Raw genomic sequence first — 25,653 nt, forward strand, 5'->3', positions numbered from 1 at the left:
TCCAGGATCTCGCCTGCTGCGGGGGCGTGGCGTGCGGGCGGCGCGTCCGTAGGGCGGGACGCGGTGGGCGGCCCGGTGGGACGTGACCCGGTCGTGACAGACTTGCCCACGTGTTGCGCTGGTTGACTGCAGGTGAATCGCACGGTCCCGCCCTCGTCGCGATGCTGGAGGGCGTGCCCGCCGGGATCGAGGTGACCACCGGCGAGATCGCCGGTGAGCTGGCCCGTCGCCGGCTCGGCTACGGCCGGGGTGCCCGGATGGCCTTCGAGCAGGACGTCGTCGAGATCATCGGCGGGCTCCGGCACGGGGTCACCCTCGGCAGCCCCGTCGCCATCCGGGTCGGCAACTCCGAGTGGCCCAAGTGGCAGACGGTGATGGCCGCCGACCCGGTGGACCCCGACGAGCTGGCCCAGCAGGCCCGCAACGCGCCGCTGACCCGCCCGCGTCCGGGCCACGCCGATCTCGCCGGCATGCAGAAGTACGGCCACACCGACGCCCGGCCGATCCTGGAGCGGGCCAGCGCGCGGGAGACCGCCGCTCGGGTCGCCGTCGGCACCGTGGCGAAGGCCCTGGTGAAGCAGGCGCTCGGCATCGAGATCGTCTCGCACGTCGTGGAGCTGGGTCCGGTCGCCGCGAAGCCGGGGCTGCGCCCCACGCCGGAGGACGCCGAGCGGATCGACGCCGACCCGCTGCGCTGCCTCGACTCCGACGCGAGCGCCCGGATGGTCGCCGAGGTCGACGCCGCGAAGAAGGCCGCCGACACGCTGGGCGGCGTGGTCGAGGTGCTGGCGTACGGGGTGCCGCCGGGTCTGGGCAGCCACGTGCAGTGGGACCGCAAGCTCGACGCCCGGCTCGCCACCGCGCTGATGTCGATCCAGGCGATCAAGGGCGTGGAGATCGGCGACGGCTGGTTGCAGGCCCGCTCCCGTGGCTCGGAGGCGCACGACGAGATCGTGCCGACCGCGACCGGGGTGCGCCGGGTGACCGACCGGGCCGGTGGCCTGGAGGGCGGCATCACCACCGGCGAGCCGCTGCGGGTGAAGGCGGCGATGAAGCCGATCTCGTCGTTGAACCGGGCCCTGGCCACGGTCGACGTGACCACGGGAGAGCCGGCGACCGCCATCAACCAGCGGTCCGACGTGTGCGCCGTGCCGGCCGCCGCCGTGGTCGCCGAGGCGATGGTGGCGCTGGTGCTCGCCGAGGCCGCCGTGGAGAAGTTCGGCGGTGACTCGGTGGCCGAGATGCGCCGCAACCTGGCCGGCTACCTCGACTCCCTGGTGATCCGGTGAGCCCGACGCCGCCCGACGGCTCGGCGCTGCCTGGCGGCTCGGCGCTGCCCGGTGACCCGGTCGGCCGGACGCGGCCGGTGGTCGTCCTCGTCGGGTCGCCCGGCTCCGGGAAGACCACCGTCGGGGAGACCCTCGCCGCGCTGCTCGGGGTGGAGTTCCGCGACACCGACGCCGACATCGAGGCGATGGCCGGCAAGCCGATCCCGGAGATCTTCGTCGACGAGGGCGAGGACCACTTCCGCGCCCTGGAGCGGGCCGCCACCGCCGCGGCGCTGACCTCCTGCGCCGGGGTGCTCGCCCTCGGCGGCGGTGCGGTGCTCGCCGAGGAGAACCGCGCCGCCCTGGTCGGGCACACCGTGGTGCACCTGAGCGTCGAGCTGGCCGACGCGGTGAAGCGGGTCGGGCTGGGCGCCGGCCGTCCGCTGCTGGCGATCAACCCGAGGGCGACGCTGAAGCACCTGATGGACCAGCGCCGCCCCCTCTATGCCGAGGTGGCGACCGCGACGGTGGTTACCGACGGGCGTGCGCCGGAGGAGATCGCCGCCGAGGTCGCCGCCCTGCTCAAGCCCTGACGCGCCCCGCTCCGGCCCCGCCGGTCGCGCTGCGCTGCGCCTGCCGCAGTGTTTGCAGGGGACCCTTCCTATGCCGAATGCGTTAACAAGGGGCCCTTCCTTACCGCCGGGCGCCAGGTGGCGAGGAGGGCCAAGGCCAGGGCGATCTCGGCCAGGTCGCCGCCGTAGTACATGACCGTCGCGCCGGCGCGCAGCTGCTCCGGCGGGGCGGGGACGTCCACGGCGAGTCCCGCGTACAGCAGTTGGGCCAGGGCGGCGTGGGCGGCCACGGCGACCCCGAGCACCACGAGCCGCACCGGGACCCGGGGCCGGTGCGGGCCGGGGTCGGGCCCGGCGACCGACCAGGCGAAGAGCAGCCCCGAGAGCAGGAAGTGCAGGTGCGCCAGGTGGTGCAGGGCCGGGTGCGCCAGCGTCGCCCGGTACAGCGGCGTCAGGTACAGCGCGTACAGCCCGCCGGTGGTGAGCACGAGGCCGGTCACCGGGTGGGCGAACACGGCGAGGGCGGGGCGGCGCAGCAGCCGGACCAGGGCCCGGCCGCGCCGCCGCTCGATGCTGCGCAGCGCCAGGGTGACCGGCGCGCCGAGCACCAGCCCGAGCGGCGCGAGCATGCCGACCAGCAGGTGCTGCCACGCGTGCGCGGCGAAGCCGCCGGCCGGCAGGGCCAGCCCCACCGCGAGCAGGCCGGCCCCCGCGCCGAAGGCCGTCGTGCGCCGGTGCGGCCAGCCGCCCCCGTCGGGCCCGCGCTGCCGCAGCGCGGCGGCGAGATAGACCCAGAACAGCACCAGGGGTACGAGCAGCGCCGGCCCCGGCGCGTACCCGTCGTGCCCGCCGTGGCCGTCCCCACCGACCACCCGGCCTGCGGTCGTCGCCAGTGCGTCGGCCACCGCCAGGGTTCCCGCCGCCGTCAGGTCCCCGGTCACCGGCGGTCGGCGCAGAGGTCCACGGTCGTGCCGCGGCGCTGCACCAGCCAGCCGGCGGCGACCAGCGCCGCCCCGAGCGCCAGGAACCCGAGGTCCCACCACGTCCGGTACGCGCCCTCGCGCACGTGGTGGATGCCGAGCAGGTGGTGGTCGACGATCCCCTCGACGAGGTTGAACAGCCCCCAGCCGACCAGCGCCCAGCCCCACAGCACGGGGGAGCGCCACAGCCGACCTCGCGACCGGGTGACCCGGGCGTAGAGCAGCGCCAGGCCGGTCAGCACCGCCACCCAGGTCACCACGTGGAAGATCCCGTCCCAGAGGGTGTTCATCTCCAGGCCGGGCACGGTGTCCACCGGGTAGGCCCTGACCCCGACGTTGTCGCTGCCGGTGCCGCTGAGCATGTGGTGCCACTGGAGCACCTGGTGCAGCACGATGCCGTCGGCGAAGCCGCCGAGGCCGACGCCGAGGATCGTGGCGGGCAGCCGGATGTCGGCGCTGTCAGTGCTGGGTGTGCTCATCGCGGGGTACCTCCGCCTCGTCGGCCGGCCCGTGCCGGAGACGCCCCGTGCTGAGAACGTCGTCCGGGTCCGGACCGTCGCCTGTGCTGGAAACGCTGCCCCCGCTCTGCCCGGCTAAACGCCGCCGGCCGCCGCCGGTGACGTGGCGGGGGCGACCCGTGATACGCCGGCGTCGCCTCATGCGGCGGAGTCGCGCCGTGCGTGGTGTTAGGAAGGGGCCCTTCCTATACAGAAAGCGTTAACAAGGTGCCCTTCCTTGCACCTACCCCGCCACGGAGTGGACAGGCTCCGTCGTGCGGGCCGTGGCTGGACTAGGCTGCCGGGCGATGGACGAGGTGACCCGGATTCCGGTCGGCGGCGAACGGCCGTACGACGTGCTGGTGGGACGCGACCTGCTCGGTTCGCTCCCGACGTTGCTGCCCGGCGCGACCCGGGTGGCGGTGCTGCACGCGCCGCCGCTGAAGGGGCTGGCCGACGCGATCGGCGCGCGCCTGGCGGCGGCCGGGGCAGCCCCGCTGCTCGTGGAGGTGCCGGACGCCGAGGCGGGCAAGGCCATCGAGGTGGCCGCTTCGTGCTGGGACCGGCTCGGCGAGGCGGGCTTCACGCGTACGGACGCGGTGGTCGGGGTGGGCGGCGGCGCGGTCACCGACCTGGCCGGCTTCGTCGCGGCCTGCTGGCTGCGCGGGGTGCGCTGGGTGCCGGTGGCGACGTCGCTGCTGGGCATGGTCGACGCGGCGGTGGGCGGCAAGACGGGGATCAACACGGCGGCCGGCAAGAACCTGGTGGGCGGCTTCCACCCGCCGGTCGGGGTGCTGTGCGACCTCGCGGTGCTCGACAGCCTCCCGCCGGCCGACCTGGCGGCGGGGCTGGCCGAGGTGGTCAAGTGCGGCTTCATCGCCGACCCGGTGATCCTCGACCTGGTCGAGCGGGACCGGGCGGCGGCGACGGACCCGACGTCGCCGGTGGTCCGGGAGCTGATCGAGCGGGCGATCCGGGTGAAGGCCGACGTGGTCTCCGGCGACCTGCGCGAGTCCGGGGTGCGCGAGGTGCTCAACTACGGCCACACCCTCGCCCACGCGATCGAGAAGGTGGAGGGTTACCGCTGGCGGCACGGGCACGCCGTGTCCGTCGGGCTGGTCTACGCGGGGGAGCTGGCCCGGCTGGCGGGCCGGTTGGACCCGGAGACCACCGCGCGGCACCGCGCGGTGCTGACGGCGCTGGGGCTGCCGACGGCGTACCGGGCCGACGCGTGGCCGCAGCTGCTGGCCGCGATGCGGGTGGACAAGAAGAGCCGCGGCTCGCGGTTGCGGTTCGTGGTGCTCGACGCGCTGGCCCGCCCGGCGATCCTGGAGGGCCCGGACGACGAGCTGCTGCACGCCGCCTACCGGGAGGTCAGCCGGTGAGTGCGAGGAGCGCGGCGCAGCGGAGCCCCGCAGCCGCGAACGAGAGAGGCACCGCGTGAGGGTCTACGTGTTGAACGGGCCGAACCTGGGCCGGCTGGGCACCCGCCAGGTCGACGTCTACGGGGCGACCAGCTACGCCGACCTGGTGGGGCTCTGCGAGGCGACCGGCCGGGAGCTGGGGCTGGACGTGACGGTGCGGCAGACCGACGCCGAGCACGAGCTGGTGGGCTGGCTGCACGACGCGGCCGACGAGCGGGCGGCGGTGGTGCTCAACCCGGCCGCCTGGTCGCACTACTCCATCGCGGTGCGGGACGCCTGCGCCCTGCTGCGCGGCCCGCTGGTGGAGGTGCACATCTCCAACATCCACGCCCGGGAGGAGTTCCGCGCGCACTCGGTGGTCTCGGCGGTGGCGACGGGGGTGATCTGCGGGTTGGGCGTGGACGGCTACCGGCTGGCCCTGCACCACCTGGCGGGCCGCGCGGACGCGGCCCGCTAGGGACGCCGCCCGCGCAGGGGTGGTCGGTGGGGGCGGCTCGCGCGGGCGCGGGAACGACCGGCGGCTGACGGCGGGTACGGCCGGCGGGGGCAGCTAGTAGACTTGCCAGGTCTGTCCGCCAATTGATGATCAAGGCAGGAAATGGCCACCACCAACGACCTGAAGAACGGCCTGGTACTCAACCTCGACGGGGAGCTCTGGGCCGTCGTAGAGTTCCAGCACGTCAAGCCCGGTAAGGGTGGCGCCTTCGTGCGTACCACGCTGAAGAACGTGCTGTCCGGCAAGGTGGTCGACAAGACCTTCAACGCGGGCACCAAGGTCGAGACCGCGACCGTGGACAAGCGCACGATGCAATACCTCTACGCCGACGGCGAGGACTACGTCTTCATGGATCTGGAGACGTTCGACCAGATCACCGTGCCCGGGGGCACCGTCGGCGAGGCCGCCAACTACCTCCTGCCGGAGGCCGAGGCGACCGTCGCCACCCACGAGGGCGTGCCGCTCTACATCGAGCTGCCGACCTCCGTGGTGCTGGAGATCACCTACACGGAGCCGGGCCTGCAGGGCGACCGGTCCACCGGCGGCAACAAGCCGGCGACGGTCGAGACCGGCGCGACCGTGCAGGTGCCGCTCTTCATCACCACCGGCGAGAAGATCAAGGTCGACACCCGCGACGGCCGTTACCTCGGCCGCGCCTGATGGCCGAGGGGCCCAAGCAGCAGATGCCGGCGCGCCGCAAGGCGCGCAAGCGGGCGCTGGACGTGCTCTTCGAGGCCGACCTGCGCAACCGGCCGCCGGTGGAGGTGCTCGCCGGCTACGTCGAGCGGATCGAGAAGCCCCACCCGGAGCACCTGGGTTACGCGGTCGGCCTCGTCGAGGGGGTGGCCGCGCACCTGGACCGGATCGACGAGCTGATCGCCAGCTACGCCGAGGGGTGGACGCTGGACCGGATGCCGGCGGTGGACCGCAACCTGGCCCGCATCGCCGTCTACGAGCTGCTCTACGTCGACGAGCTCGACGACGCGGTGGCGATCAGCGAGGCCGTCGAGCTGGCCCGGCAGATGTCGACCGACGATTCGCCGCGCTTCCTCAACGGGGTGCTCGGCCGGATCGCCGAGTACGCCACCCGCTGACCGCCGCCCCTCGGGGGGCGGCGGCGGGCAAGCGGTGTCGAAAAGGGCCCGTGCCTGCGGCACGGGCCCTTTCGGCGTGGCCTGGTCAGGGCGTGCGGGACGCCCCACGACACGTCAGGACGCGAAGAACGCCCGCGGGTCGGCGACGAGCACCCCGTGCTCGGTGAGGCGCTCGATCAGCCCGGACGGCGAGGCGTCGTAGACGATCGCCAGGGCGCGCAGGTCGTCGGCGCGGATGGAGAGCACCCGGCCGTTGTAGTCGCCCCGCTGCTGCTGGATGGCGCGGGCGTACCGGGCGACGTAGGCCAGGTCCTCGGAGGCGTCGTCGTAGAGCCGCTCCAGGTCCAGGACGATCTTGCTGGTGGGCTCGTGTCGCACCCCGCTGCCGTCGGGCAGCAGCTCGGAGACGGGCACCCGGTAGAAGTCGGCCAGCTCGGCCAGGCGGGACACCGTGACGGCGCGGTCACCGCGCTCGTACGAGCCGACCACCACGGCCTTCCACCGCCCGTTGGACTTCTCCTCCACCCCCTGCAGGGACAGGCCCTGCTGCTGGCGGATGGAGCGCAGGCGGGCGCCCAGCGACTTGGCGTATTCAGAGGGCATTCGGACACTCCCAGTGCTGCTCGGGGTTCACCCCGCGATCGCTACGGAGCGTGACGGTACGGGGATTGCGACAACTGGTCAAGTGGTCAGGACCCTACCGTTGGGCTGGGCGGGGGGAGTTGTACCGATTCGCCAGCCTGATTCTGGGGTCAGTGCCGGCGTCGGGTGGTCCCGTGACCGCTGGTAACGTGGCACGCAGCCCCCGCCTGGGCCGCCCGCGGCCCGCCGGAGGCGTCAGACGTCCTTTAACGACCCGTCCCGTGAGGCGGGGAAGGAGGTCCGCCGTGGCCTACCCGTCGGCTGCCCACCCGTCGCCACCGCGACAACCCTCGGTGAAGGTGATCCTCGCCGCAGCGGACGTCTCGCGCGTGGTCGACCGCATCGCACACCAGATCCTCGAGAAGACCCAGGGCGCCGCCGGCACGGTGCTGCTTGGGATTCCCACCCGCGGCGTGCCGCTCGCCCGGCGGCTCGCCGCCCGGATCGGCGCCTTCGAGGACGTCGCCATCCCGGCCGGTGTGCTCGACATCACCCTCTACCGCGACGACCTGCGCCGGCACGCCACCCGCGCGGTCGGCCCGACCCAGCTGCCGGCCGGCGGGATCGACGGCAAGCGGGTCGTCCTCGTCGACGACGTCCTCTTCTCCGGCCGCACCGTCCGGGCCGCGCTCGACGCGCTCAGCGACGTGGGCCGCCCCGCCTCGGTGCAGCTCGCCGTCCTGGTCGACCGGGGCCACCGGCAGCTGCCCATCCGCGCCGACTACGTCGGCAAGAACATCCCGACCGCGCTGGCCGAGAACGTGAAGGTCACCCTCGCCGAGACCGACGGCGTCGACGAGGTCAAGCTGTACGGGGAGGCGACCGCCGCATGATCCGCCACCTGCTCTCCGGCGCCGACCTGGACGCCGCCACCGCCACCCTGATCCTGGACACCGCCGCCGAGATGGCCACGGTCGCCGGCCGCGAGGTCAAGAAGCTGCCCGCGCTGCGCGGGCGGACCGTGGTGAACCTCTTCTACGAGGACTCCACCCGCACCCGGATCTCGTTCGAGGCGGCGGCGAAGCGGCTCAGCGCCGACGTGATCAACTTCTCGGCCAAGGGCTCCAGCGTCGCCAAGGGCGAGAGCCTGAAGGACACCGCGCTCACCCTCCAGGCGATGGGGGCCGACGCGGTCGTCGTCCGGCACCCCGCCTCGGGCGCCCCGCACCGGCTGGCCGACTGGGTCGACGGGTCGGTGGTCAACGCCGGCGACGGCACCCACGAGCACCCCACCCAGGCGCTGCTGGACGCGTACACGATGCGGGCCCGGCTGGGCCGGCTCGCCGGCCTGCACGTCGCGGTCGTCGGGGACGTGCTGCACTCCCGGGTGGCCCGCTCCAACGTGCTGCTGCTGTCCACCCTCGGGGCGAAGGTCACCCTGGTCGGTCCGCCCACGCTGATCCCCGTCGACATCGCGCAGGCCCTCGCGCCCGGCATCGACGTCTCCTACGACCTCGACGCCGTGCTGCCGAACGTGGACGTGGTGATGATGCTGCGGGTGCAGCGGGAGCGGATGACCGACTCCTACTTCCCGTCGGCCCGCGAGTACGCCCGCCGCTACGGGCTCGACGCGCCCCGGATGCGCCGGCTGCCGGAGCACGCGATCGTCATGCACCCCGGGCCGATGAACCGGGGCATGGAGATCACGCCCGAGGTCGCCGACTCGCCCCGCTCCACCATCGTCGAACAGGTCGCCAACGGGGTCTCCGTGCGGATGGCCGTCCTCTACCTGCTGCTCGGGGGGAACAACCTGTGACCGCGTACCTGATCACCAACGTGAGCGTCGTCGGCGCCGCGCCGACCGACCTGCTGATCCGCGACGGCGTCGTCGCCGAGACCGGCACCGGCCTCACCGCGTCCGACGCCACCCGGGTCGACGGCACCGGGCTGGTCGCCCTGCCCGGCCTGGTCGACCTGCACACCCACCTGCGCGAGCCCGGCCGCGAGGACGCCGAGACCGTGGAGTCCGGCTCCCGGGCGGCGGCGCTCGGCGGCTACACGGCGGTCTGCGCGATGGCCAACACCTCCCCGGTCGCCGACACCGCCGGCGTGGTCGAGCAGGTCTGGCGGCTCGGCCGGGAGGCCGGGCTGGTCGACGTGCAGCCGATCGGCGCGGTCACCGTCGGCCTGGCCGGCGAGCGCCTGGCCGAGCTGGGCGCGATGGCCGACTCGGCGGCCCGGGTGCGGATCTTCTCCGACGACGGGCACTGCGTCGCCGACCCGAAGCTGATGCGCCGGGCGCTGGAGTACGTCAAGGCGTTCGACGGGATCATCGCCCAGCACGCCGAGGAGCCCCGGCTCACCGAGGGCGCGCAGATGCACGAGGGCGAGGTGTCCACCCGGCTCGGGCTGACCGGCTGGCCGGCGGTCGCCGAGGAGGCGATCATCGCCCGGGACGTGCTGCTCGCCGAGCATGTCGGCAGCCGCCTGCACGTCTGCCACGTCTCCACCGCCGGCAGCGTCGAGGTGCTGCGCCAGGCCAAGGCCCGGGGGGTACGCGTCACCGCCGAGGTGACCCCGCACCACCTGCTGCTGACGGACGAGGTCGTGAGCGGGAGGGGTGAGCTGGCCAGCCCCGCGCTCGCGAGCGACTGGAGCCCGGCGGGAGCCTACGACCCGGTGTTCAAGGTCAACCCGCCGCTGCGCACGGCCACCGACATCGCCGCGCTGCGCGCCGCCCTGGCCGAGGGCGTGATCGACGTCATCGCCACCGACCACGCCCCGCACGCGGTGGAGGACAAGGAGTGCGAGTGGGCGTACGCCCGGCCGGGCATGCTCGGTCTGGAGACGGCGCTGTCGATCGCGCTCGACGTGCTCGGCCCGCAGTGGGACCTGATCGCCGAGCGCATGTCGCGCGCCCCGGCCCGCATCGCCGGGCTCGACGGCCACGGCGTCGATCCGGCCCCCGGCGTGCCGGCCAACCTGACCCTGGTCGACCCGGCCGCCCGCCGGGTCATCGAGCCCGCGGAGCTGGCCAGCCGCAGTCGCAACACCCCGTACGCCCGCATGACGCTGCCGGGTCGCATCGTGGCGACCTTCCTGCGCGGCGAGCCGACGGTCCTGGACGGAAAGGCTGTTAACTAATATGGAGAAGCGCAGGAGCGCGATCCTGGTGCTGGAGGACGGGCGCACGTTCCACGGCGAGGCGTACGGCAGCATCGGCGAAACCTTCGGCGAGGCGGTCTTCAACACCGGCATGACCGGCTACCAGGAGACGCTGACCGACCCGTCCTACCACCGGCAGGTGGTGGTGCAGACCGCCCCGCACATCGGCAACACCGGCGTCAACGCCGAGGACGACGAGTCCGCCCGCATCTGGGTGGCCGGCTACGTGGTGCGCGACCCGGCCCGGGTCGCCTCGAACTGGCGGTCCACCGGCGCGCTGGCCGACCGGCTCGCCGCCGAGGGCGTGGTCGGCATCAGCGGCGTGGACACCCGGGCGCTGACCCGGCACCTGCGCGAGCGCGGCGCGATGCGGGTCGGCGTCTCCAGCGTCGACGACGACCCGCGCGCCCTGCTGGCCCGGGTCCGCCAGGCGCCGCAGATGGTCGGCGCGGACCTCTCCGCCGAGGTGAGCACCGCGCAGCCGTACGTCGTCGCGGCCGAGGGCACCCACCGGTTCACGGTGGCCGCCCTGGACCTGGGCATCAAGCGCAACGTGCCGCGCCGGCTCGCCGCGCGCGGCGTCACCACCCACGTGCTGCCCGCCGGGTCGAGCATCGACGACCTGCTCGCCACCGGCGCGGACGCCGTCTTCTTCTCGCCCGGTCCCGGCGACCCGGCGACCGCCGACGGCCCGGTGGGGCTGGCCCGGGAGGTGCTCGCCCGGCGGATCCCGCTGTTCGGCATCTGCTTCGGCAGCCAGATCCTCGGCCGGGCGCTCGGCTTCGGCACCTACAAGCTCGGCTACGGCCACCGGGGCATCAACCAGCCGGTGCTCGACCGGGCCACCGGCAAGGTCGAGGTGACCAGCCACAACCACGGCTTCGCCGTCGCCTGGCCGGGCCGCGAACAGGAGCAGGGCGCGGTGCAGGTGCCGGGTGCGCGGGCCGGCGCGGTCGTGCCCGACCAGGTGATCGACACCGAGTTCGGCGGCGTCGAGGTGTCGCACGTCTGCCTCAACGACAACGTGGTCGAGGGGCTGCGGGCGCTCGACGTGCCCGCCTTCACCGTCCAGTACCACCCGGAGGCGGCGGCCGGCCCGCACGACGCGGACTACCTGTTCGACCGCTTCGCCGAGCTGATCGAGGGCCGTGCCCCCGACCAGCGGCCCAGCGAGGGCCGGAGCAACAGCGAGGGGCGCGCGCATGCCTAAGCGGACCGATCTCAAGCACATCATGGTCATCGGCTCGGGGCCGATCGTCATCGGGCAGGCCTGCGAGTTCGACTACTCGGGCACCCAGGCGTGCCGGGTGCTGCGCAGCGAGGGGATCCGGGTCAGCCTGGTCAACTCGAACCCGGCGACGATCATGACCGACCCGGAGTTCGCCGACGCCACCTACGTCGAGCCGATCACCCCGGAGTTCGTCGAGCTGGTCATCGCCAAGGAGCGCCCCGACGCGCTGCTGCCCACCCTCGGCGGGCAGACCGCGCTGAACACGGCGGTCGCCCTGCACGCGGCGGGCGTGCTCGACAAGTACGGCGTCGAGCTGATCGGCGCGAACATCGAGGCGATCAACCGGGGCGAGGACCGGCAGCTGTTCAAGGACATCGTCGCCAAGGCGGGCGTACGCCTGGGCCTGGCCGACCCGGCGGGCCTGGTGCCCCGCTCGCGGGTCTGCCACTCGATGGCCGAGGTCGAGGCCACGGTCGCCGAGCTGGGCCTGCCGGTGGTGATCCGGCCGTCGTTCACGATGGGCGGCCTCGGCTCCGGCATGGCGCACACCGACGCCGACCTGCGCCGCATCGCCGGGGCGGGCCTGGCCGCCAGCCCCGTGCACGAGGTGCTCATCGAGGAGAGCGTGCTCGGCTGGAAGGAGTACGAGCTCGAACTGATGCGCGACCGCCACGACAACGTGGTGGTCGTCTGCTCGATCGAGAACGTCGACCCGATGGGAGTGCACACCGGCGACAGCGTGACCGTCGCCCCGGCGATGACGCTGACCGACCGGGAGTACCAGCGGCTGCGCGACCTCGGCATCGCGGTGCTGCGCGAGGTCGGGGTGGACACCGGCGGCTGCAACATCCAGTTCGCGGTGAACCCGGCCGACGGCCGGATCGTGGTGATCGAGATGAACCCCCGGGTGTCGCGCTCGTCGGCCCTGGCGTCGAAGGCGACCGGCTTCCCGATCGCGAAGATCGCCGCGAAGCTGGCCATCGGCTACACCCTCGACGAGATCCCCAACGACATCACGTTGCAGACCCCGGCGGCGTTCGAGCCGACCCTGGACTACGTGGTGGTGAAGATCCCCCGGTTCGCGTTCGAGAAGTTCCCCGGCGCGGACCCGGAGCTGACCACCACCATGAAGTCGGTGGGCGAGGCGATGAGCCTCGGGCGCAACTTCACCGAGGCGCTCAACAAGGCGATGCGCTCGATGGAAACCAAGGCGTCGGGCTTCTGGACCACCCCGGACCCGGAGGGCGTGACGAAGGAGAACACGCTCGCCGCGCTGGGCATGCCGCACGACGGCCGGCTCTACACCGTGGAGCGGGCGCTGCGGCTCGGCGCGTCGGTCGCGGAGGTCTCCGCCGCGTCCGGCGGGATCGACCCGTGGTTCCTGGACCAGATCGCCGCTCTGGTGGAGCTGCGCGCCGAGATCGTCGACGCCCCGGTGCTCGACGCGGACCTGCTGCGCCGCGCCAAGCGGGCCGGCCTGTCCGACCGCCAGCTCGCCGCGCTGCGCCCCGAGCTGGCCGCCGAGGACGGGGTGCGCACCCTGCGCCACCGGCTCGGCGTCCGCCCGGTCTACAAGACCGTGGACACCTGCGCCGCCGAGTTCGAGGCGACCACGCCCTACCACTACTCGACGTACGACTCGGAGACCGAGGTCGCGCCGTCGGCCCGGCCCAAGGTGATCATCCTGGGCTCGGGGCCGAACCGGATCGGCCAGGGCATCGAGTTCGACTACTCGTGCGTGCACGCCGTCCAGGCGCTGCGCGCCGCGCCCGTCGGCCCGGCCGCCGCCGGCGCGGGTGGCGGCTACGAGACCGTCATGGTCAACTGCAACCCGGAGACCGTGTCGACGGACTACGACACGGCCGACCGGCTCTACTTCGAGCCGCTGACCTTCGAGGACGTCCTGGAGGTCTGGCACTCCGAGGACTCGTCCGGGAAGGCGGCCGGCGGGCCGGGCGTGGTCGGGGTGGTCGTGCAGCTCGGCGGGCAGACCCCGCTGGGCCTGGCGCAGCGGCTGAAGAACGCCGGCGTGCCGATCGTGGGCACCTCCCCGGAGTCGATCCACCTGGCCGAGGAGCGCGGCGCGTTCGGCGCGGTGCTGGCCCGGGCCGGGCTGCGCGCCCCGGCGCACGGCATGGCCACCTCCTACGAGGAGGCGAAGGCGATCGCCGCCGAGATCGGCTACCCGGTGCTGGTCCGCCCGTCCTACGTGCTGGGCGGGCGGGGCATGGAGATCGTCTACGACGACCCGACGCTGCGCGACTACATCGGGCGGGCCACCGACATCTCCCCGGACCACCCGGTGCTGGTGGACCGGTTCCTCGACGACGCCATCGAGATCGACGTGGACGCCCTCTGCGACGCCGACGGCGAGGTCTACCTCGGCGGGGTCATGGAGCACATCGAGGAGGCCGGCATCCACTCCGGCGACTCGTCCTGCGTGCTGCCGCCGATGACGCTGGCCGGCTCGCACCTGGCGCAGGTGCGCCGCTACACCGAGGCCATCGCCCGGGGAGTGGGGGTGCGCGGCCTGCTCAACGTCCAGTACGCCCTCAAGGACGACGTGCTCTACGTGCTGGAGGCCAACCCCCGCGCGTCGCGGACGGTGCCGTTCGTGTCGAAGGCCACGGCGGTGCCGCTGGCCAAGGCGGCGGCCCGGATCGCGCTCGGCGCGACGGTCGCCGAGCTGCGCGCCGAGGGGCTGCTCCCGCCGACGGGCGACGGCGGCACCCTGCCGGCCGACGCGCCGATCGCGGTGAAGGAGGCGGTGCTGCCGTTCAAGCGGTTCCGCACCCCGACCGGCAAGGGCGTGGACTCGCTGCTCGGCCCGGAGATGAAGTCCACCGGCGAGGTGATGGGCATCGACACCAAGTTCGGGCACGCCTTCGCCAAGAGCCAGTCCGCCGCGTACGGGTCGCTGCCGACGTCCGGGCGGATCTTCGTCTCGGTGGCCAACCGGGACAAGCGCGGCATGATCTTCCCGATCAAGCGCCTCGCCGACCTGGGCTTCGAGATCGTGGCGACCGCCGGCACGGCGGAGGTGCTGCGCCGGCACGGCATCGCCTGCGAGCAGATCCGCAAGCACTACGAGGCCGGGGCGGGCGCCGACGCGGTGTCGATGATCCTCGCCGGCGACGTGGCGCTGGTGGTGAACACGCCGCAGGGCTCCGGGGCGAGCGCCCGCTCCGACGGCTACGAGATCCGCAGCGCGGCCGTGACGGCGGACATCCCGTGCATCACCACGGTGCCCGGCGCGGCGGCGGCGGTGATGGGCATCGAGGCCCGCATCCGCGGCGACATGACCGTGCGTCCGCTCCAGGACCTGCACGCCACCCTGCGGGCCGCCCAGTGACCGCCGGCACACCGGGGAGCGGCCGGTGATCTTCGAGCGGGTGGTGCGGCCCGGGCTGTTCCGGCTCGGCGGCGGCGACGCCGAGGCCGCCCACGAGTGGACGCTGCGCCGGCTGGCCGCCGTGTCGCGGTCGCCGGTGGCGCTCGCCGCGCTGCGGGCCCGCTACGCCGTGCGGGCGCCCCGGACCGTGTTCGGGGTGGACTTCCCGAACCCGGTCGGGCTGGCCGCCGGGATGGACAAGGACGGCGCGGCGCTGCCGGCGTGGCCGGCGCTGGGCTTCGGCTTCGTCGAGGTCGGCACGGTCACCGCGCACGCCCAGCCGGGCAACCCCCGGCCCCGGCTGTTCCGGCTGCGTGACAGCGAGGCCGTGGTCAACCGGATGGGCTTCAACAACGCCGGGGCGCGGGCCCTGGCGGACCGGCTGGCGGCGCTGCCCCGCCCGGTCGGCGCGCCGCTGGGGATCTCGCTCGGCAAGTCCAAGGTGACCCCGCTGGACGAGGCCGTGGAGGACTACCTCGCCTCCTACCGGGCGCTGCGCGACCACGGCGACTACTTCGCGGTCAACGTCTCCTCGCCCAACACCCCGGGCCTGCGCTCGTTGCAGGACCGCGCCCACCTCGACGCGCTGCTGGCGGCCCTGGTGGGGGAGAAGCCGGTGCTGGTGAAGATCGCCCCGGACCTCACCGAGCCGGCGATCGCCGAGCTGCTGGAGGTCTGCCTCGACCGGGGCGCGGCCGGGGTGATCGCCACCAACACCACCCTGGCCCGCGACGGGCTCGCCCCCGCCGACCGGGAGCGCGGCGGGGAGGCGGGCGGCCTGTCGGGGCGTCCGCTGGCGGCGCGCGCCCGCGCGGTGGTGTCGTTCGTGCACCGGGAGACCGGCGGGCGGCTGCCTGTGGTCGGCGTGGGCGGCATCGTCGACCCCGACGACGCCGCGCGCATGTTCGACGCCGGTGCGGCCCTCGTGCAGCTCTACACCGGCTTCATCTACCGGGGCCCCGGCCTCGTCCGGGCCGCCGTCCGGGCCGCCGGGCCGTTGCCCGCGCCGGTGCCCTCGGGCGGCCGGTCGTGACCGGGGAGCCGGCCACAGCGGGTCCCGCCGGGGCCCGCAGGGGGCGCGGGTGACGCCGGAGGAGATCCTCGCCGCCGACCGGGCGCACGTGTGGCACCCGTACGCGCCGCTGCCCCCCGCGACGCCCCCGTACGTGGTGGCGGGCGCGCGGGGGGTGCGGCTGCGGCTGGCCGACGGGCGGGAACTGGTCGACGGGATGTCGTCGTGGTGGGCGGCGATCCACGGCTACCGGCACCCGGTGCTGGACGCGGCGGTCGTCGACCAGCTCGGCCGGATGAGCCACGTGATGTTCGGCGGGCTCACCCACGAGCCGGCCGTGCGCCTGGCGCAGACGCTGGTCGAGCTGGCCCCGGAGGGGCTGGAGCGGGTCTTCCTGTGCGACTCGGGCTCGGTGAGCGTCGAGGTGGCGGTGAAGATGTGCCTGCAGTACCAGCGGGCGCTCGGGCGGCCGGAGCGCCGGCGGCTGGGCACCTGGCGGGGCGGCTACCACGGCGACACCTTCCACCCGATGAGCGTCTGCGACCCCGAGGGCGGCATGCACCACCTGTGGGGCGACGTGCTGCCCCGGCAGGTCTTCGCGCCCGTGCCGCCGGCCGGCTTCGACACCCCGCCCGACCCGGCGTACTGCGCGGCGCTCGCCGACGCGGTGGCGCGGCACGCGCACGAGCTGGCTGCCGTGGTGGTGGAGCCGGTGGTCCAGGGCGCGGGCGGGATGCGCTTCCACCACCCGCACTACCTGCGGGTGCTGCGCGAGGTGACCCGCGCCCACGGGGTGCTGCTGGTCTTCGACGAGATCGCGACCGGCTTCGGCCGCACCGGCACGATGTTCGCCGCCGAGCACGCCGGGGTGAGCCCCGACGTCCTCTGCGTCGGCAAGGCGCTCACCGGCGGCTACCTGACGCTTGCCGCCGCCCTGTGCACGGCGGAGGTGGCGGCGGGCATCTCCCGCGACGGGGTGCTCGCGCACGGGCCCACGTTCATGGCCAACCCGCTCGCCTGTGCGGTCGCGAACGCCTCCATCGGCCTGCTGCGGGCCGGAGACTGGGCGGCCGAGGTGTCGAGGGTGGGCGCGGCCCTGCGGGCCGGCCTGGAGCCGCTGCGGGGCGCCCCGGGCGTGGCGGACGTCCGGGTGCTGGGCGCGATCGGCGTGGTCCAGCTCGACCACGAGGTGGACGTGGCGCGGGCGACGGCCGCGGCGGTGGACCGGGGGGTGTGGCTGCGGCCGTTCCGCGACCTGGTCTACGCCATGCCGCCGTACGTCGCCGACGATGCGGACGTCGCCCGGATCGCCACCGGGATGGCCGCCGCCGTGGCGGCCGGCTGACCGGCGTCCCGCGCGGGTGGCGGCATGAGCGTGATCGGACAGGCGTGGCGCGCCGGCGGACGCCGGACGCCGGAGGAGTCGAGAGGAAGAGGCGCGGATGGAGAGCTTCGGTGACCGGTTGCACCGGGCGATGGCGCAGCGCGGCCCGCTCTGCGTGGGCATCGACCCGCACCCGGGGCTGCTGACCCGCTGGGGGCTGACGGACGACGTCGACGGTCTGGAGCGGTTCTGCCGCACCGTGGTGGAGGCCCTAGGCGACCGGGTCGCGGTGGTCAAGCCCCAGTCCGCGTTCTTCGAGCGCTTCGGAGCGCGGGGCGTGGCGGTGCTAGAGTCAACTATCCGACAGTTGCGGGATTCTGGCTCGCTCGTTCTGCTCGACGTCAAGCGCGGGGACATCGGCTCCACGGTCGCGGCGTACGCCTCCGCGTACCTCGATCCATCCAGCCCGCTGTATGTCGACGCGGTCACCGCGAGCCCCTACCTGGGAGTAATGTCGCTGGCCCCGATGTTCGAGCTCGCCGCCACGCACGGCGGCGGGGTGTTCGTCCTGGCGCTCACCTCCAACCCCGAGGGCGCCGCCGTGCAGCACGCCCGCGGCGCCGACGGGCGCACCGTCGCGCAGGCGGTGATCGACGAGATTGCCCAGCTCAACCGGGGTGCGCAGACGATGGGCAGCTTCGGTCTCGTGGTCGGGGCGACCATCGGCGACACCGGCCACGACCTGTCGGCGGTGCGCGGCCCGCTGCTCGCCCCGGGGCTCGGCGCGCAGGGCGGCACGGCCGCCGCGCTACGGACCGTGTTCGGCGCGGGCCTGCCGTGGGTCCTGCCGTCGTACTCCCGCGAGGTGCTGCACGCGGGGCCCGACGTGGGTGCTCTGCGGGCCGCCGCGCAGCGGGCCCTGACCGACTGCCGGGCGGCTCTCGGCGGCTCCTGACTGAGTGACGGCTCGGTCATTTTGCCGTGGTCGTGGCGTGCCCACGTTGCCGAATGCGTCCGCGACCGCTAGTTTTCCCCGCGCTGGGAACCACGGACCCCTTTGGTTTCCGGCGACTCCACGTTTCACATCTGCGGCGTGGCGTCCCGCCCGTCGCGACAAGGACCTGAGGAGAACTGGTGCCCCTCCCGTCACTTACCCCCGAGCAGCGCGCAGCTGCGCTCGAGAAGGCCGCGGAGATCCGCAAGGCCCGCGCTGAGCTGAAGGAGCAGCTCAAGCAGGGCAAGACCACCCTCGCCGCCGTGCTGGAGCGGGCCGAGGGCGACGACGTCGTCGGCAAGCTGAAGGTCTCGGCCGTCCTGCAGGCGATGCCGGGCATCGGCAAGATCCGGGCGACCCAGATCATGGAGAAGCTCAAGATCGCCGACAGCCGTCGCCTGCGTGGCCTGGGCGAGCAGCAGCGCAAGGCCCTGCTCGGCGAGTTCGCCGCCAACTGAGCCCGGCGGTTCGCCGCCGACCGCACACGGCGCCGTGTAGAAACGAGCCGTGAGCACGGATGACGAGGCGCGCCCGGCGGCTCGGCTCACCGTCCTGACCGGACCCTCCGGGGCCGGCGTGGGCAGTGTCGTCGAGCCGTTCCGGGCGCGTTCTCCGTCGGTCTGGATCCCGGTGCCGGCCACCACCCGGCCCCGCCGGGCGGGCGAGGTGGACGGCGTCGACCGGGTCTTCCTCGCCCCGGCGGAGTTCGACCGCCTGATCGCCGCCGGCGGGCTGCTGGAGTGGGCCCGCGTCGGGCCGTACGCCCGCGGCACCCCGGCCGCGCCGGTGGCCGAGCGGCTCGCCGTCGGCCGGCCGGTGCTGCTCCCGCTCGACCTGCCCGGCGCGCTCGCCGTCCGCGCGGCGCGCCCCGACGCCCGGCTGGTCCTGCTCGCCCCGCCCGGCTGGCGGCCGGCGGCGGTGGCCCCGGCCGGCGACGCGCACGTCGTGGCGCACGACCACACCGGGCGGGCGGTGGACGAGCTGGTAGGCTTGTTCGGTTCTTCCTATCTGGCTCCGGCCCGACCACGGCGGAGCGGCTGAGTGACCCCACCAACCGCGTCCGCGCGGTTGGCCAGACGAACCGCGTCCGCGCGGTGCCGACAGACGCAGAGGTTATTTCGTGGGATCCATCGCCAACCCCGAGGGCATCACCAACCCGCCGATCGACGAGCTGCTCGAGAAGACGACGTCGAAGTACGCCCTGGTGATCTTCGCTGCCAAGCGCGCTCGCCAGGTCAACGCCTACTACAGCCAGCTCGGCGAGGGCCTGCTGGAGTACGTGGGCCCGCTCGTGGAGACCACCCCCCAGGAGAAGCCCCTCTCCATCGCCATGCGCGAGATCAACGCGGGCCTGCTCACCGCCGAGCCGACCGACCAGCCGTAACCGCGCCGCGCGCCGATGTCCGCCGAGATCGTCCTCGGGGTCGGCGGCGGCATCGCCGCCTACAAGGCGTGTGAGCTGCTGCGGCTCTTCACCGAGTCGGGCCACCGGGTCCGCGTGGTGCCCACCGCGTCGGCGCTCCGCTTCGTCGGGGCGCCGACCTGGGCGGCCCTGTCCGGCCAGCCGGTCGCCGACGACGTCTGGGCCGACGTGCACGAGGTCCCGCACGTCCGGCTCGGCCAGCGGGCCGACCTGGTGGTGGTCGCCCCGGCGACGGCCGACCTGCTCGCCAGGGCGGCCCACGGCCTCGCCGACGACCTGCTCACCAACACCCTGCTCACGGCCCGGTGCCCGGTGCTGCTCGCCCCGGCGATGCACACCGAGATGTGGGAGCACCCCGCCACCGTGGCCAACGTCGCCACGCTGCGCTCCCGGGGCGTCCGCGTCATCGAGCCCGCCGTCGGCCGGCTCACCGGCGCGGACACCGGCAAGGGCCGGCTGCCCGACCCGGCGGAGATCTTCGCCGTCGCCCGGCGGACCCTCGCCCGGGGCCCGCACACCCCGGCCGACCTCGCCGGCCGGCACGTGGTGGTGACCGCGGGCGGCACCCGCGAGCCGCTCGACCCGGTCCGGTTCCTCGGCAACCGCTCCTCCGGCAAGCAGGGCTACGCCTTCGCCCGGTCGGCGGTCGCCCGGGGCGCCCGGGTCACCCTCGTCGCCGCCAACGTGGCGCTCGCCGACCCGGCCGGCGTGGACCTGGTGCGGGTCGGCACCACCGAGGAGCTGCGCGAGGCCACGCTCCGCGCGGCCGCCGACGCGGACGCCGTGGTGATGGCGGCCGCGCCCGCGGATTTCCGGCCCGCCACCTACGCCTCGGCCAAAATCAAGAAAACGGAGGCGGGGGCACCTACGATCGACCTCGTCACCAACCCTGACATCGCCGCCGAGTTGGGCCGGCGACGCCGACCGGAGCAGGTGCTGGTGGTGTTCGCCGCGGAGACGGACGACGCGGAGGCCAACGGCCGGGCCAAGCTCGCCCGCAAGCGGGCCGACCTCGTCGTCGTCAACGAGGTCGGGCCGGACAAGGTCTTCGGCGCCGAGACCAACGCGGCGACCGTCATCGGCGCGGACGGCGCGGTGCACCCGATGGCCGAGCAGTCCAAGGAGGAACTGGCCGACGCCGTCTGGGACCTCGTCGTGGCGCGCTGGTCGTCTTCCCGAGGGGTGACGGGGTAGCGACCATTCCAGCGCGCCTTTAGCCCGGGTGACTACACTTCCGCGGAACGACTATTCCATAACTTAGGAGTGCCGTGACACGCCGCCTCTTCACGTCCGAATCGGTCACGGAAGGCCACCCGGACAAGATCGCCGACCAGATCAGCGACGGCATTCTCGACGCACTGCTGGCTCAGGACGCGCACAGCCGCGTCGCCGTCGAGACCCTGATCACCACCGGCCAGGTGCACGTGGCCGGCGAGGTGACCACCAAGGCGTACGCCGACATCCCGACCATCGTGCGGGAGACGATCCTCGACATCGGCTACGACTCGTCGAAGAAGGGCTTCGACGGCGCGTCCTGCGGCGTCAGCGTCTCCATCGGCGCCCAGTCCCCTGACATCGCGCAGGGCGTCGACAACGCGATGGAGCTGCGCACCGGCTCGTCGGAGAGCGCGCTGGACGCCCAGGGCGCCGGCGACCAGGGCATGATGTTCGGGTTCGCCTGCTCCGAGACGCCCGAGCTGATGCCGCTGCCGATCGCCCTGGCGCACCGGCTCGCCCGCCGGCTCACCGCGGTCCGCAAGGACGGCACGATCCCCTACCTGCGGCCGGACGGCAAGACCCAGGTCACCATCGAGTACGAGGGGCTGCGCCCGGTCCGGCTGAACACGGTCGTCGTGTCCAGCCAGCACGCGGCCGACATCTCGCTGGACTCGCTGCTCACCCCGGACGTGCGCGACCACGTCATCGCGCCGGAGCTGGAGAGCCTCGGCCTGGACACCGACGGCTACCGGCTGCTGGTCAACCCGACCGGGCGGTTCGAGATCGGCGGCCCGATGGGCGACGCCGGCCTCACCGGGCGGAAGATCATCGTCGACACCTACGGCGGGTACGCCCGGCACGGTGGCGGCGCGTTCTCCGGCAAGGACCCGTCCAAGGTGGACCGCTCGGCGGCGTACGCGATGCGCTGGGTGGCCAAGAACGTGGTGGCCGCCGGCCTCGCCGAGCGCTGCGAGGCGCAGGTCGCCTACGCGATCGGCAAGGCGCACCCGGTGAGCCTGTTCATCGAGACGTTCGGCACCGAGACCGTGCCGGTCGCCTCGATCGAGAAGGCCGTGCACGAGGTCTTCGACCTCCGCCCGGCCGCCATCATCCGGGACCTGCACCTGCTGCGCCCGATCTACCGGCAGACCGCGGCGTACGGCCACTTCGGCCGGGAACTGCCCGAGCTGACCTGGGAGGGCACCGACCGGGCCGCCGACCTCAAGTCGGCCGCAGGAGCCTGACCGGCGACACGCGCAGCGACCGGCGACCCGCTGACGGGTCGCCGGTCGCTCGCGTCTGCGTCGACGTGCCCCTGGCCCACCTCGACCGCCCCTTCGACTACCTGGTCCCCGCCGAGCTGGCCGACGCGGCGGTCCCCGGCACCCGGGTGAAGGTGCGCTTCGCCGGCCAGCTCGTCGACGGCTGGCTGCTGGAGCGGGCCGACGCCTCGGGGCACACCGGCAAGCTCGCCTACCTCGACCGGCTCGTCTCGCCCGAGCCGGTGCTGGCCGACGAGGTCGCCCGGCTGGCCCGGGCCGTCGCCGACCGGTACGCCGGCAGCCTCGCCGACGTGCTCCGGCTGGCCGTGCCGCCCCGGCACGCCCGGGTGGAGAAGGAGCCGCACGTCCCGCCGACGCCGCCCGCGCCCCCGGCCCCGCCGGAGGCGGCCGGCTGGCGGGCGTACCCGGCCGGGCCGGCGTTCCTGCGGGCGCTGACCGAGGGCCGCCCCGCCCGGGCGGTCTGGTCGGCGCTGCCGGGGGAGGACTGGCCCGCCCGGTACGCCGAGGCGGTCGCCGCCACCGTGGCCGGCGGGCGGGGCGCGGTGGTGGTCGTGCCCGACGCCCGGGACCTCGACCGCCTCGACGCGGCGCTGACCGCCGTCCTCGGCCCCGGGCGGCACGTCGGCCTCTCCGCCGCGCTCGGCCCCGCCCGCCGCTACCGCGCGTTCCTGGCCGCCCGGCGCGGGGACGTGCCGGTCGTGATCGGCACCCGCGCGGCGATGTTCGCCCCGGTGGCCCGGCTCGGCCTGGTCGCCATCGTCGACGACGGCGACGACCTGCACGCCGAGCCGCGCGCCCCCTACCCGCACGCCCGCGAGGTGCTGCTCACCCGCGCCCGGCTCGCCGACGCGGCCGCCCTGGTCGGCGGGTACGCCCGCAGCGCCGAGGCGCAGCTGCTGGTGGAGACCGGCTGGGCGCGGGAGGTGGTCGCCGACCGGGCCACCGTGCGGGCGCGTACCCCCGCCGTCGCGCCGACCGGGGACGACCCGCAGCTGGCCCGCGACCCCGGCGCGGCGACGGCCCGGCTGCCCAGCCTGGCCTGGGCCGCCGCCCGGGACGCGCTCGGCGGCGACGCGCCGGTGCTGGTGCAGGTGCCCCGGCGCGGCTACCTGCCGTCGATCTCCTGCGCGGAGTGCCGCACGCCGGCCCGCTGCCCGCACTGCGCCGGCCCGCTCGCCCTGCCGTCGGCGCGGGGGGCACCGGCCTGCCGCTGGTGTGGCCGGACCGCCGCCGCGTACGCCTGCCCGGAGTGCGGCGGCCGGCGGCTGCGCGCGGCCGTCACCGGCGCCCGGCGCACCGCCGAGGAGCTGGGCCGGGCCTTCCCCGGGGTGCCGGTGCGCACCTCCGGGCGGGAGGAGGTGCTCAGCACCGTGCCCGGCGGCGCCGGCCTCGTGGTGGCCACCCCGGGGGCCGAGCCGATCGCCGACGGTGGCTACGGCGTGGTGCTGCTGCTCGACTCGTGGGCCCTGCTCACCCGGGCCGACCTGCGGGCCGGCGAGGAGGCGCTGCGCCGCTGGCTGGCCGCCGCCGCGCTGGCCCGGCCGGCGACGGCCGGGGGCCGGGTGGTGGTGGTCGCCGACGGGGCGCTCGCGCCGGTGCAGGCGTTGCTGCGCTGGGACGCCGCCTGGTTCGCCGCCCGGGAGCTGGCCGAGCGCCGCGAGCTGGGGTTCCCGCCGGCGGTGCGGATGGCCAGCGTCACCGGCCCGGCCGACGCGGTGGCCGACCTGCTGGCCGCGGCCCGGCTGCCCGAGGCGGCCGAGGTGCTGGGCCCGGTCCCCGCCGACGGCGAGAAGGAGCGGATGCTGGTCCGGGTGCCCCGGGCCCGGGCGGCGGCCCTCGCCGAGGCGCTGCACACCGCCGCCGGGACGCGTACTCTCCGTAAGGCTGCCGATCCGGTCCGCGTCCAGATCGACCCTCTTTTGCTGTTCTAGGCGATCGGTGTGGCGGTCACGATCCGTGGTCGCCGGTGCGTGATAGCATCGCCCGTCATGCCCGGGCGCACGACGGAGTGTCGGTACGACGCCACGTCGACGACGCCAGTCAGCCGGTGATCAGGGGTGGACCAGTCGTGACCGTTCGTCAATCGATCGTCTTCAACGGTGACCTCGGCAGCGGCAAGAGCACCGTGTCCGTCGAGATCGCCAAGCGGCTCGGGCTGCGCCGGGTCAGCGTCGGCGACCTCTACCGCCAGATGGCGCAGGAGCGGCAGATGACCGCGCTCCAGCTCAACCTGCACGCCGAGCTGGACCAGGCCGTCGACGGCTACGTCGACCAGCTCCAGCAGGACATCGCGGCCTCCGGCGAGAGCCTCGTCATGGACTCCCGGCTCGCCTGGCACTTCTTCACCGACGCGCTCAAGGTGCACATGATCACCGAGCCGACCGAGGCGGCCCGCCGCGTCCTGGCCCGCCCCTCCGGCCCGGCCGAGAGCTACACGTCGCTGGAGGAGGCCCGGGCCAAGCTGCGCGAGCGCAGCGAGAGCGAGCGGGGCCGGTTCATCGTCCGCTACGGCGTCGACAAGGCCCGGCTGCGCAACTACGACCTGATCTGCGACTCCACCCGGGCCAACCCGGAGCAGGTGATCGGCCACATCATCGACGTGTACGAGGGGCGGCTCGGCGCGGACGTGCTGCGCGACGCCCCGCCGCTGCTGCTGCTCGACCCGACCCGGGTCTACCCGACCGAGGACGTCGGCGCCCTGCGCGGGCTGTGGGACGACGGCTTCGTCGACGAGGTCGCCGCCGCCGGCGACGAGGCCCTGGAGCCCCTGACGATCGGCTTCACCGGGGAGTACTTCTTCGTCGTTGACGGCCACCGGCGGCTCAGCGCGGCCATCCGCAGCGGCTTCCCGCTGGTGCCCGCCCGGCTGGCCGCCGAGGTCGACGAGCCGGTGGTGGGCGGGACGAGCGCGGTGGACTACTTCACCGCCCAGGTCCGCCCCGGCACCGTCTACGACTGGGAGGCCGCCCACGGCATCACCCTGCCGCTGCCGGCGCACTGCCTGCTGGCCGGCGACGCCGTGCTCGCCGGGGAGCCGGCCCCCGGCGCCTGACCCGTCCCGGTCGCGGGCGGGGGGAGGCCCCCGGGCACTCCGTAGACTGGTACGGCCCGACCCGCCCGACCGAAGGAGTCGTCCCGCGTGACCGTCCAGCCCATCCGTCTGTTCGGGGATCCGGTGTTGCGCACGCCGGCCGATCCGGTGGTCGACTTCGACGCCGAGCTGCGCAGGCTCGTTGCCGACCTCACCGACACGATGCGTGAGCAGAGCGGCGCGGGTCTCGCCGCGCCCCAGCTCGGAGTGGGCCTGCGGGTGTTCACCTTCGACGTCGACGACGTGCTCGGCCACCTGGTCAACCCGGTGCTGGAGTTTCCCGACGCCGAGGAGCAGGACGGCCCCGAGGGCTGCCTGTCCATCCCCGGCCTCTACTTCGACACCAAGCGCCGGCAGAACGTCGTCGCCAAGGGCTACAACAGCTACGGCGACCCGGTCCAGATCGTCGGCACGGGCCTGATGGCCCGCTGCGTGCAGCACGAGACCGACCACCTCGACGGCGTGCTCTTCGTCGACCGGCTGGACCCGGCCGGCCGCAAGGAGGCGATGAAGGCGATCCGCCAGGCCGAGTGGTACGACGCGGCGGCCCCGCCGACGGTCAAGGTCGACCCGCACGGCGGCAGCCCCTTCGGCCTGGGGCGGTGACC

General features: G+C 74.3%; 25 protein-coding genes. 22 read left to right on the forward strand and 3 right to left on the reverse strand.

Features of this window, described 5'->3' with window-relative positions; all coding sequences use genetic code 11:
• Positions 1–110: 110 nt before the first annotated feature.
• Together aroC and HDA31_RS09270 are read left to right on the forward strand one after the other, a co-directional pair.
• Positions 111–1,289: a chorismate synthase gene (aroC, locus tag HDA31_RS09265; protein WP_178065571.1), complete on the forward strand. Its 1,179-nt coding sequence runs from the start codon at positions 111–113 to the stop codon at positions 1,287–1,289.
• A 44-nt stretch (positions 1,290–1,333) separates the two neighbouring features.
• On the forward strand, positions 1,334–1,861 hold the full coding sequence (locus tag HDA31_RS09270) for a shikimate kinase (RefSeq protein ID WP_178067604.1): 528 nt from the start codon (positions 1,334–1,336) through the stop codon (positions 1,859–1,861).
• Between the two features lie 68 nt (positions 1,862–1,929).
• Here the strand turns inward: HDA31_RS09270 and HDA31_RS09275 are convergent, their stop codons facing one another.
• Positions 1,930–2,781, reverse strand: coding sequence for a cytochrome c oxidase assembly protein (locus tag HDA31_RS09275; RefSeq protein WP_311774351.1), 852 nt, complete (start codon positions 2,779–2,781; stop codon positions 1,930–1,932).
• Positions 2,778–3,299 carry a DUF2243 domain-containing protein gene (locus HDA31_RS09280; protein ID WP_178065570.1) on the reverse strand — a complete coding sequence of 174 codons (522 nt, stop codon included), beginning with the start codon at positions 3,297–3,299 and terminating at the stop codon, positions 2,778–2,780. Before HDA31_RS09280 ends, HDA31_RS09275 begins: the two co-directional genes overlap by 4 nt.
• 326 nt (positions 3,300–3,625) lie before the next feature.
• Between HDA31_RS09280 and aroB the strand changes: the two genes are divergently transcribed.
• The 4 genes from aroB to nusB all read left to right on the forward strand — a co-directional run bounded on the left by aroB (position 3,626) and on the right by nusB (position 6,331).
• A complete protein-coding gene (aroB, locus tag HDA31_RS09285; protein ID WP_178065569.1) occupies positions 3,626–4,702 on the forward strand; it encodes a 3-dehydroquinate synthase in 1,077 nt (358 codons plus the stop codon).
• A gap of 55 nt (positions 4,703–4,757) precedes the next feature.
• Positions 4,758–5,198, forward strand: a complete 441-nt coding sequence (aroQ, locus tag HDA31_RS09290) for a type II 3-dehydroquinate dehydratase (RefSeq protein WP_178065568.1) — start codon at positions 4,758–4,760, stop codon at positions 5,196–5,198.
• 141 nt (positions 5,199–5,339) lie between these two features.
• Positions 5,340–5,897, forward strand: a complete 558-nt coding sequence (efp, locus tag HDA31_RS09295) for an elongation factor P (RefSeq protein ID WP_007075814.1) — start codon at positions 5,340–5,342, stop codon at positions 5,895–5,897.
• A gap of 23 nt (positions 5,898–5,920) precedes the next feature.
• Positions 5,921–6,331, forward strand: a complete 411-nt coding sequence (nusB, locus tag HDA31_RS09300; RefSeq protein WP_176735041.1) for a transcription antitermination factor NusB — start codon at positions 5,921–5,923, stop codon at positions 6,329–6,331.
• 114 nt (positions 6,332–6,445) lie between these two features.
• Here the strand turns inward: nusB and bldD are convergent, their stop codons facing one another.
• Positions 6,446–6,934 (reverse strand): transcriptional regulator BldD, encoded by a 489-nt coding sequence (gene bldD / locus HDA31_RS09305; RefSeq protein ID WP_007075816.1) that lies wholly within the window; start codon positions 6,932–6,934, stop codon positions 6,446–6,448.
• Between the two features lie 284 nt (positions 6,935–7,218).
• On the opposite strand from bldD, the gene pyrR reads away from it, so the two are divergent.
• The 16 genes from pyrR to def all read left to right on the forward strand — a co-directional run bounded on the left by pyrR (position 7,219) and on the right by def (position 25,651).
• The gene (gene pyrR, locus HDA31_RS09310) at positions 7,219–7,806 is read left to right on the forward strand and encodes a bifunctional pyr operon transcriptional regulator/uracil phosphoribosyltransferase PyrR (protein WP_178065567.1); all 588 of its coding nucleotides are present in this window, start codon (positions 7,219–7,221) and stop codon (positions 7,804–7,806) included.
• On the forward strand, positions 7,803–8,729 hold the full coding sequence (locus HDA31_RS09315) for an aspartate carbamoyltransferase catalytic subunit (RefSeq protein ID WP_178065566.1): 927 nt from the start codon (positions 7,803–7,805) through the stop codon (positions 8,727–8,729). The genes pyrR and HDA31_RS09315 overlap by 4 nt, the downstream gene beginning before the upstream one ends.
• Positions 8,726–10,057, forward strand: coding sequence for a dihydroorotase (locus HDA31_RS09320; protein ID WP_178065565.1), 1,332 nt, complete (start codon positions 8,726–8,728; stop codon positions 10,055–10,057). The genes HDA31_RS09315 and HDA31_RS09320 overlap by 4 nt, the downstream gene beginning before the upstream one ends.
• A 1-nt stretch (position 10,058) precedes the next feature.
• Entirely contained in the window at positions 10,059–11,288 is a 1,230-nt protein-coding gene (gene carA, locus HDA31_RS09325; RefSeq protein ID WP_178065564.1) for a glutamine-hydrolyzing carbamoyl-phosphate synthase small subunit, read from the forward strand.
• Entirely contained in the window at positions 11,281–14,661 is a 3,381-nt protein-coding gene (gene carB, locus HDA31_RS09330) for a carbamoyl-phosphate synthase large subunit (RefSeq protein WP_178065563.1), read from the forward strand. The genes carA and carB overlap by 8 nt, the downstream gene beginning before the upstream one ends.
• Before the next feature lie 25 nt (positions 14,662–14,686).
• Complete coding sequence (locus HDA31_RS09335) at positions 14,687–15,733, forward strand: quinone-dependent dihydroorotate dehydrogenase (RefSeq protein WP_074478676.1); 1,047 nt, start codon at positions 14,687–14,689, stop codon at positions 15,731–15,733.
• Positions 15,734–15,782: 49 nt separating this feature from the next.
• Positions 15,783–17,057 carry an adenosylmethionine--8-amino-7-oxononanoate transaminase gene (locus HDA31_RS09340; RefSeq protein ID WP_178065562.1) on the forward strand — a complete coding sequence of 425 codons (1,275 nt, stop codon included), beginning with the start codon at positions 15,783–15,785 and terminating at the stop codon, positions 17,055–17,057.
• A 97-nt stretch (positions 17,058–17,154) separates the two neighbouring features.
• The gene (pyrF, locus tag HDA31_RS09345) at positions 17,155–17,991 is read left to right on the forward strand and encodes an orotidine-5'-phosphate decarboxylase (RefSeq protein WP_074478672.1); all 837 of its coding nucleotides are present in this window, start codon (positions 17,155–17,157) and stop codon (positions 17,989–17,991) included.
• 179 nt (positions 17,992–18,170) lie between these two features.
• Positions 18,171–18,488, forward strand: a complete 318-nt coding sequence (gene mihF / locus HDA31_RS09350; RefSeq protein ID WP_007075824.1) for an integration host factor, actinobacterial type — start codon at positions 18,171–18,173, stop codon at positions 18,486–18,488.
• 49 nt (positions 18,489–18,537) lie between these two features.
• A complete protein-coding gene (locus HDA31_RS09355) occupies positions 18,538–19,071 on the forward strand; it encodes a nucleoside/nucleotide kinase family protein (RefSeq protein WP_178065561.1) in 534 nt (177 codons plus the stop codon).
• Between the two features lie 79 nt (positions 19,072–19,150).
• Positions 19,151–19,414: a DNA-directed RNA polymerase subunit omega gene (gene rpoZ, locus HDA31_RS09360; RefSeq protein WP_007075826.1), complete on the forward strand. Its 264-nt coding sequence runs from the start codon at positions 19,151–19,153 to the stop codon at positions 19,412–19,414.
• 15 nt (positions 19,415–19,429) lie between these two features.
• On the forward strand, positions 19,430–20,647 hold the full coding sequence (gene coaBC / locus HDA31_RS09365) for a bifunctional phosphopantothenoylcysteine decarboxylase/phosphopantothenate--cysteine ligase CoaBC (RefSeq protein ID WP_178065560.1): 1,218 nt from the start codon (positions 19,430–19,432) through the stop codon (positions 20,645–20,647).
• 74 nt (positions 20,648–20,721) lie between these two features.
• Positions 20,722–21,915, forward strand: a complete 1,194-nt coding sequence (gene metK, locus HDA31_RS09370; RefSeq protein ID WP_074478666.1) for a methionine adenosyltransferase — start codon at positions 20,722–20,724, stop codon at positions 21,913–21,915.
• Between the two features lie 65 nt (positions 21,916–21,980).
• Positions 21,981–23,885, forward strand: coding sequence for a primosomal protein N' (locus HDA31_RS09375; protein ID WP_246383991.1), 1,905 nt, complete (start codon positions 21,981–21,983; stop codon positions 23,883–23,885).
• 137 nt (positions 23,886–24,022) lie between these two features.
• Entirely contained in the window at positions 24,023–25,006 is a 984-nt protein-coding gene (locus HDA31_RS09380; protein ID WP_178065559.1) for an AAA family ATPase, read from the forward strand.
• 87 nt (positions 25,007–25,093) lie between these two features.
• On the forward strand, positions 25,094–25,651 hold the full coding sequence (def, locus tag HDA31_RS09385) for a peptide deformylase (protein WP_074478660.1): 558 nt from the start codon (positions 25,094–25,096) through the stop codon (positions 25,649–25,651).
• Positions 25,652–25,653: the final 2 nt, after the last annotated feature.

Origin of the sequence: Micromonospora carbonacea (assembly GCF_014205165.1) — a bacterium.
Classification (GTDB): Bacteria; Actinomycetota; Actinomycetes; order Mycobacteriales; family Micromonosporaceae; genus Micromonospora; species Micromonospora carbonacea.

Coding starts and splice junctions, on each gene's coding strand:
- efp (WP_007075814.1), top strand. CDS start 5,340: ATGGCCACCACCAACGACCTGAAGAACGGCCTGGTACTCAACCTCGAC.
- nusB (WP_176735041.1), top strand. CDS start 5,921: ATGCCGGCGCGCCGCAAGGCGCGCAAGCGGGCGCTGGACGTGCTCTTC.
- bldD (WP_007075816.1), bottom strand. CDS start 6,934: ATGCCCTCTGAATACGCCAAGTCGCTGGGCGCCCGCCTGCGCTCCATC.
- carA (WP_178065564.1), top strand. CDS start 10,059: ATGGAGAAGCGCAGGAGCGCGATCCTGGTGCTGGAGGACGGGCGCACG.
- HDA31_RS09315 (WP_178065566.1), top strand. CDS start 7,803: ATGATCCGCCACCTGCTCTCCGGCGCCGACCTGGACGCCGCCACCGCC.
- carB (WP_178065563.1), top strand. CDS start 11,281: ATGCCTAAGCGGACCGATCTCAAGCACATCATGGTCATCGGCTCGGGG.
- aroB (WP_178065569.1), top strand. CDS start 3,626: ATGGACGAGGTGACCCGGATTCCGGTCGGCGGCGAACGGCCGTACGAC.
- HDA31_RS09280 (WP_178065570.1), bottom strand. CDS start 3,299: ATGAGCACACCCAGCACTGACAGCGCCGACATCCGGCTGCCCGCCACG.
- coaBC (WP_178065560.1), top strand. CDS start 19,430: ATGTCCGCCGAGATCGTCCTCGGGGTCGGCGGCGGCATCGCCGCCTAC.
- pyrF (WP_074478672.1), top strand. CDS start 17,155: ATGGAGAGCTTCGGTGACCGGTTGCACCGGGCGATGGCGCAGCGCGGC.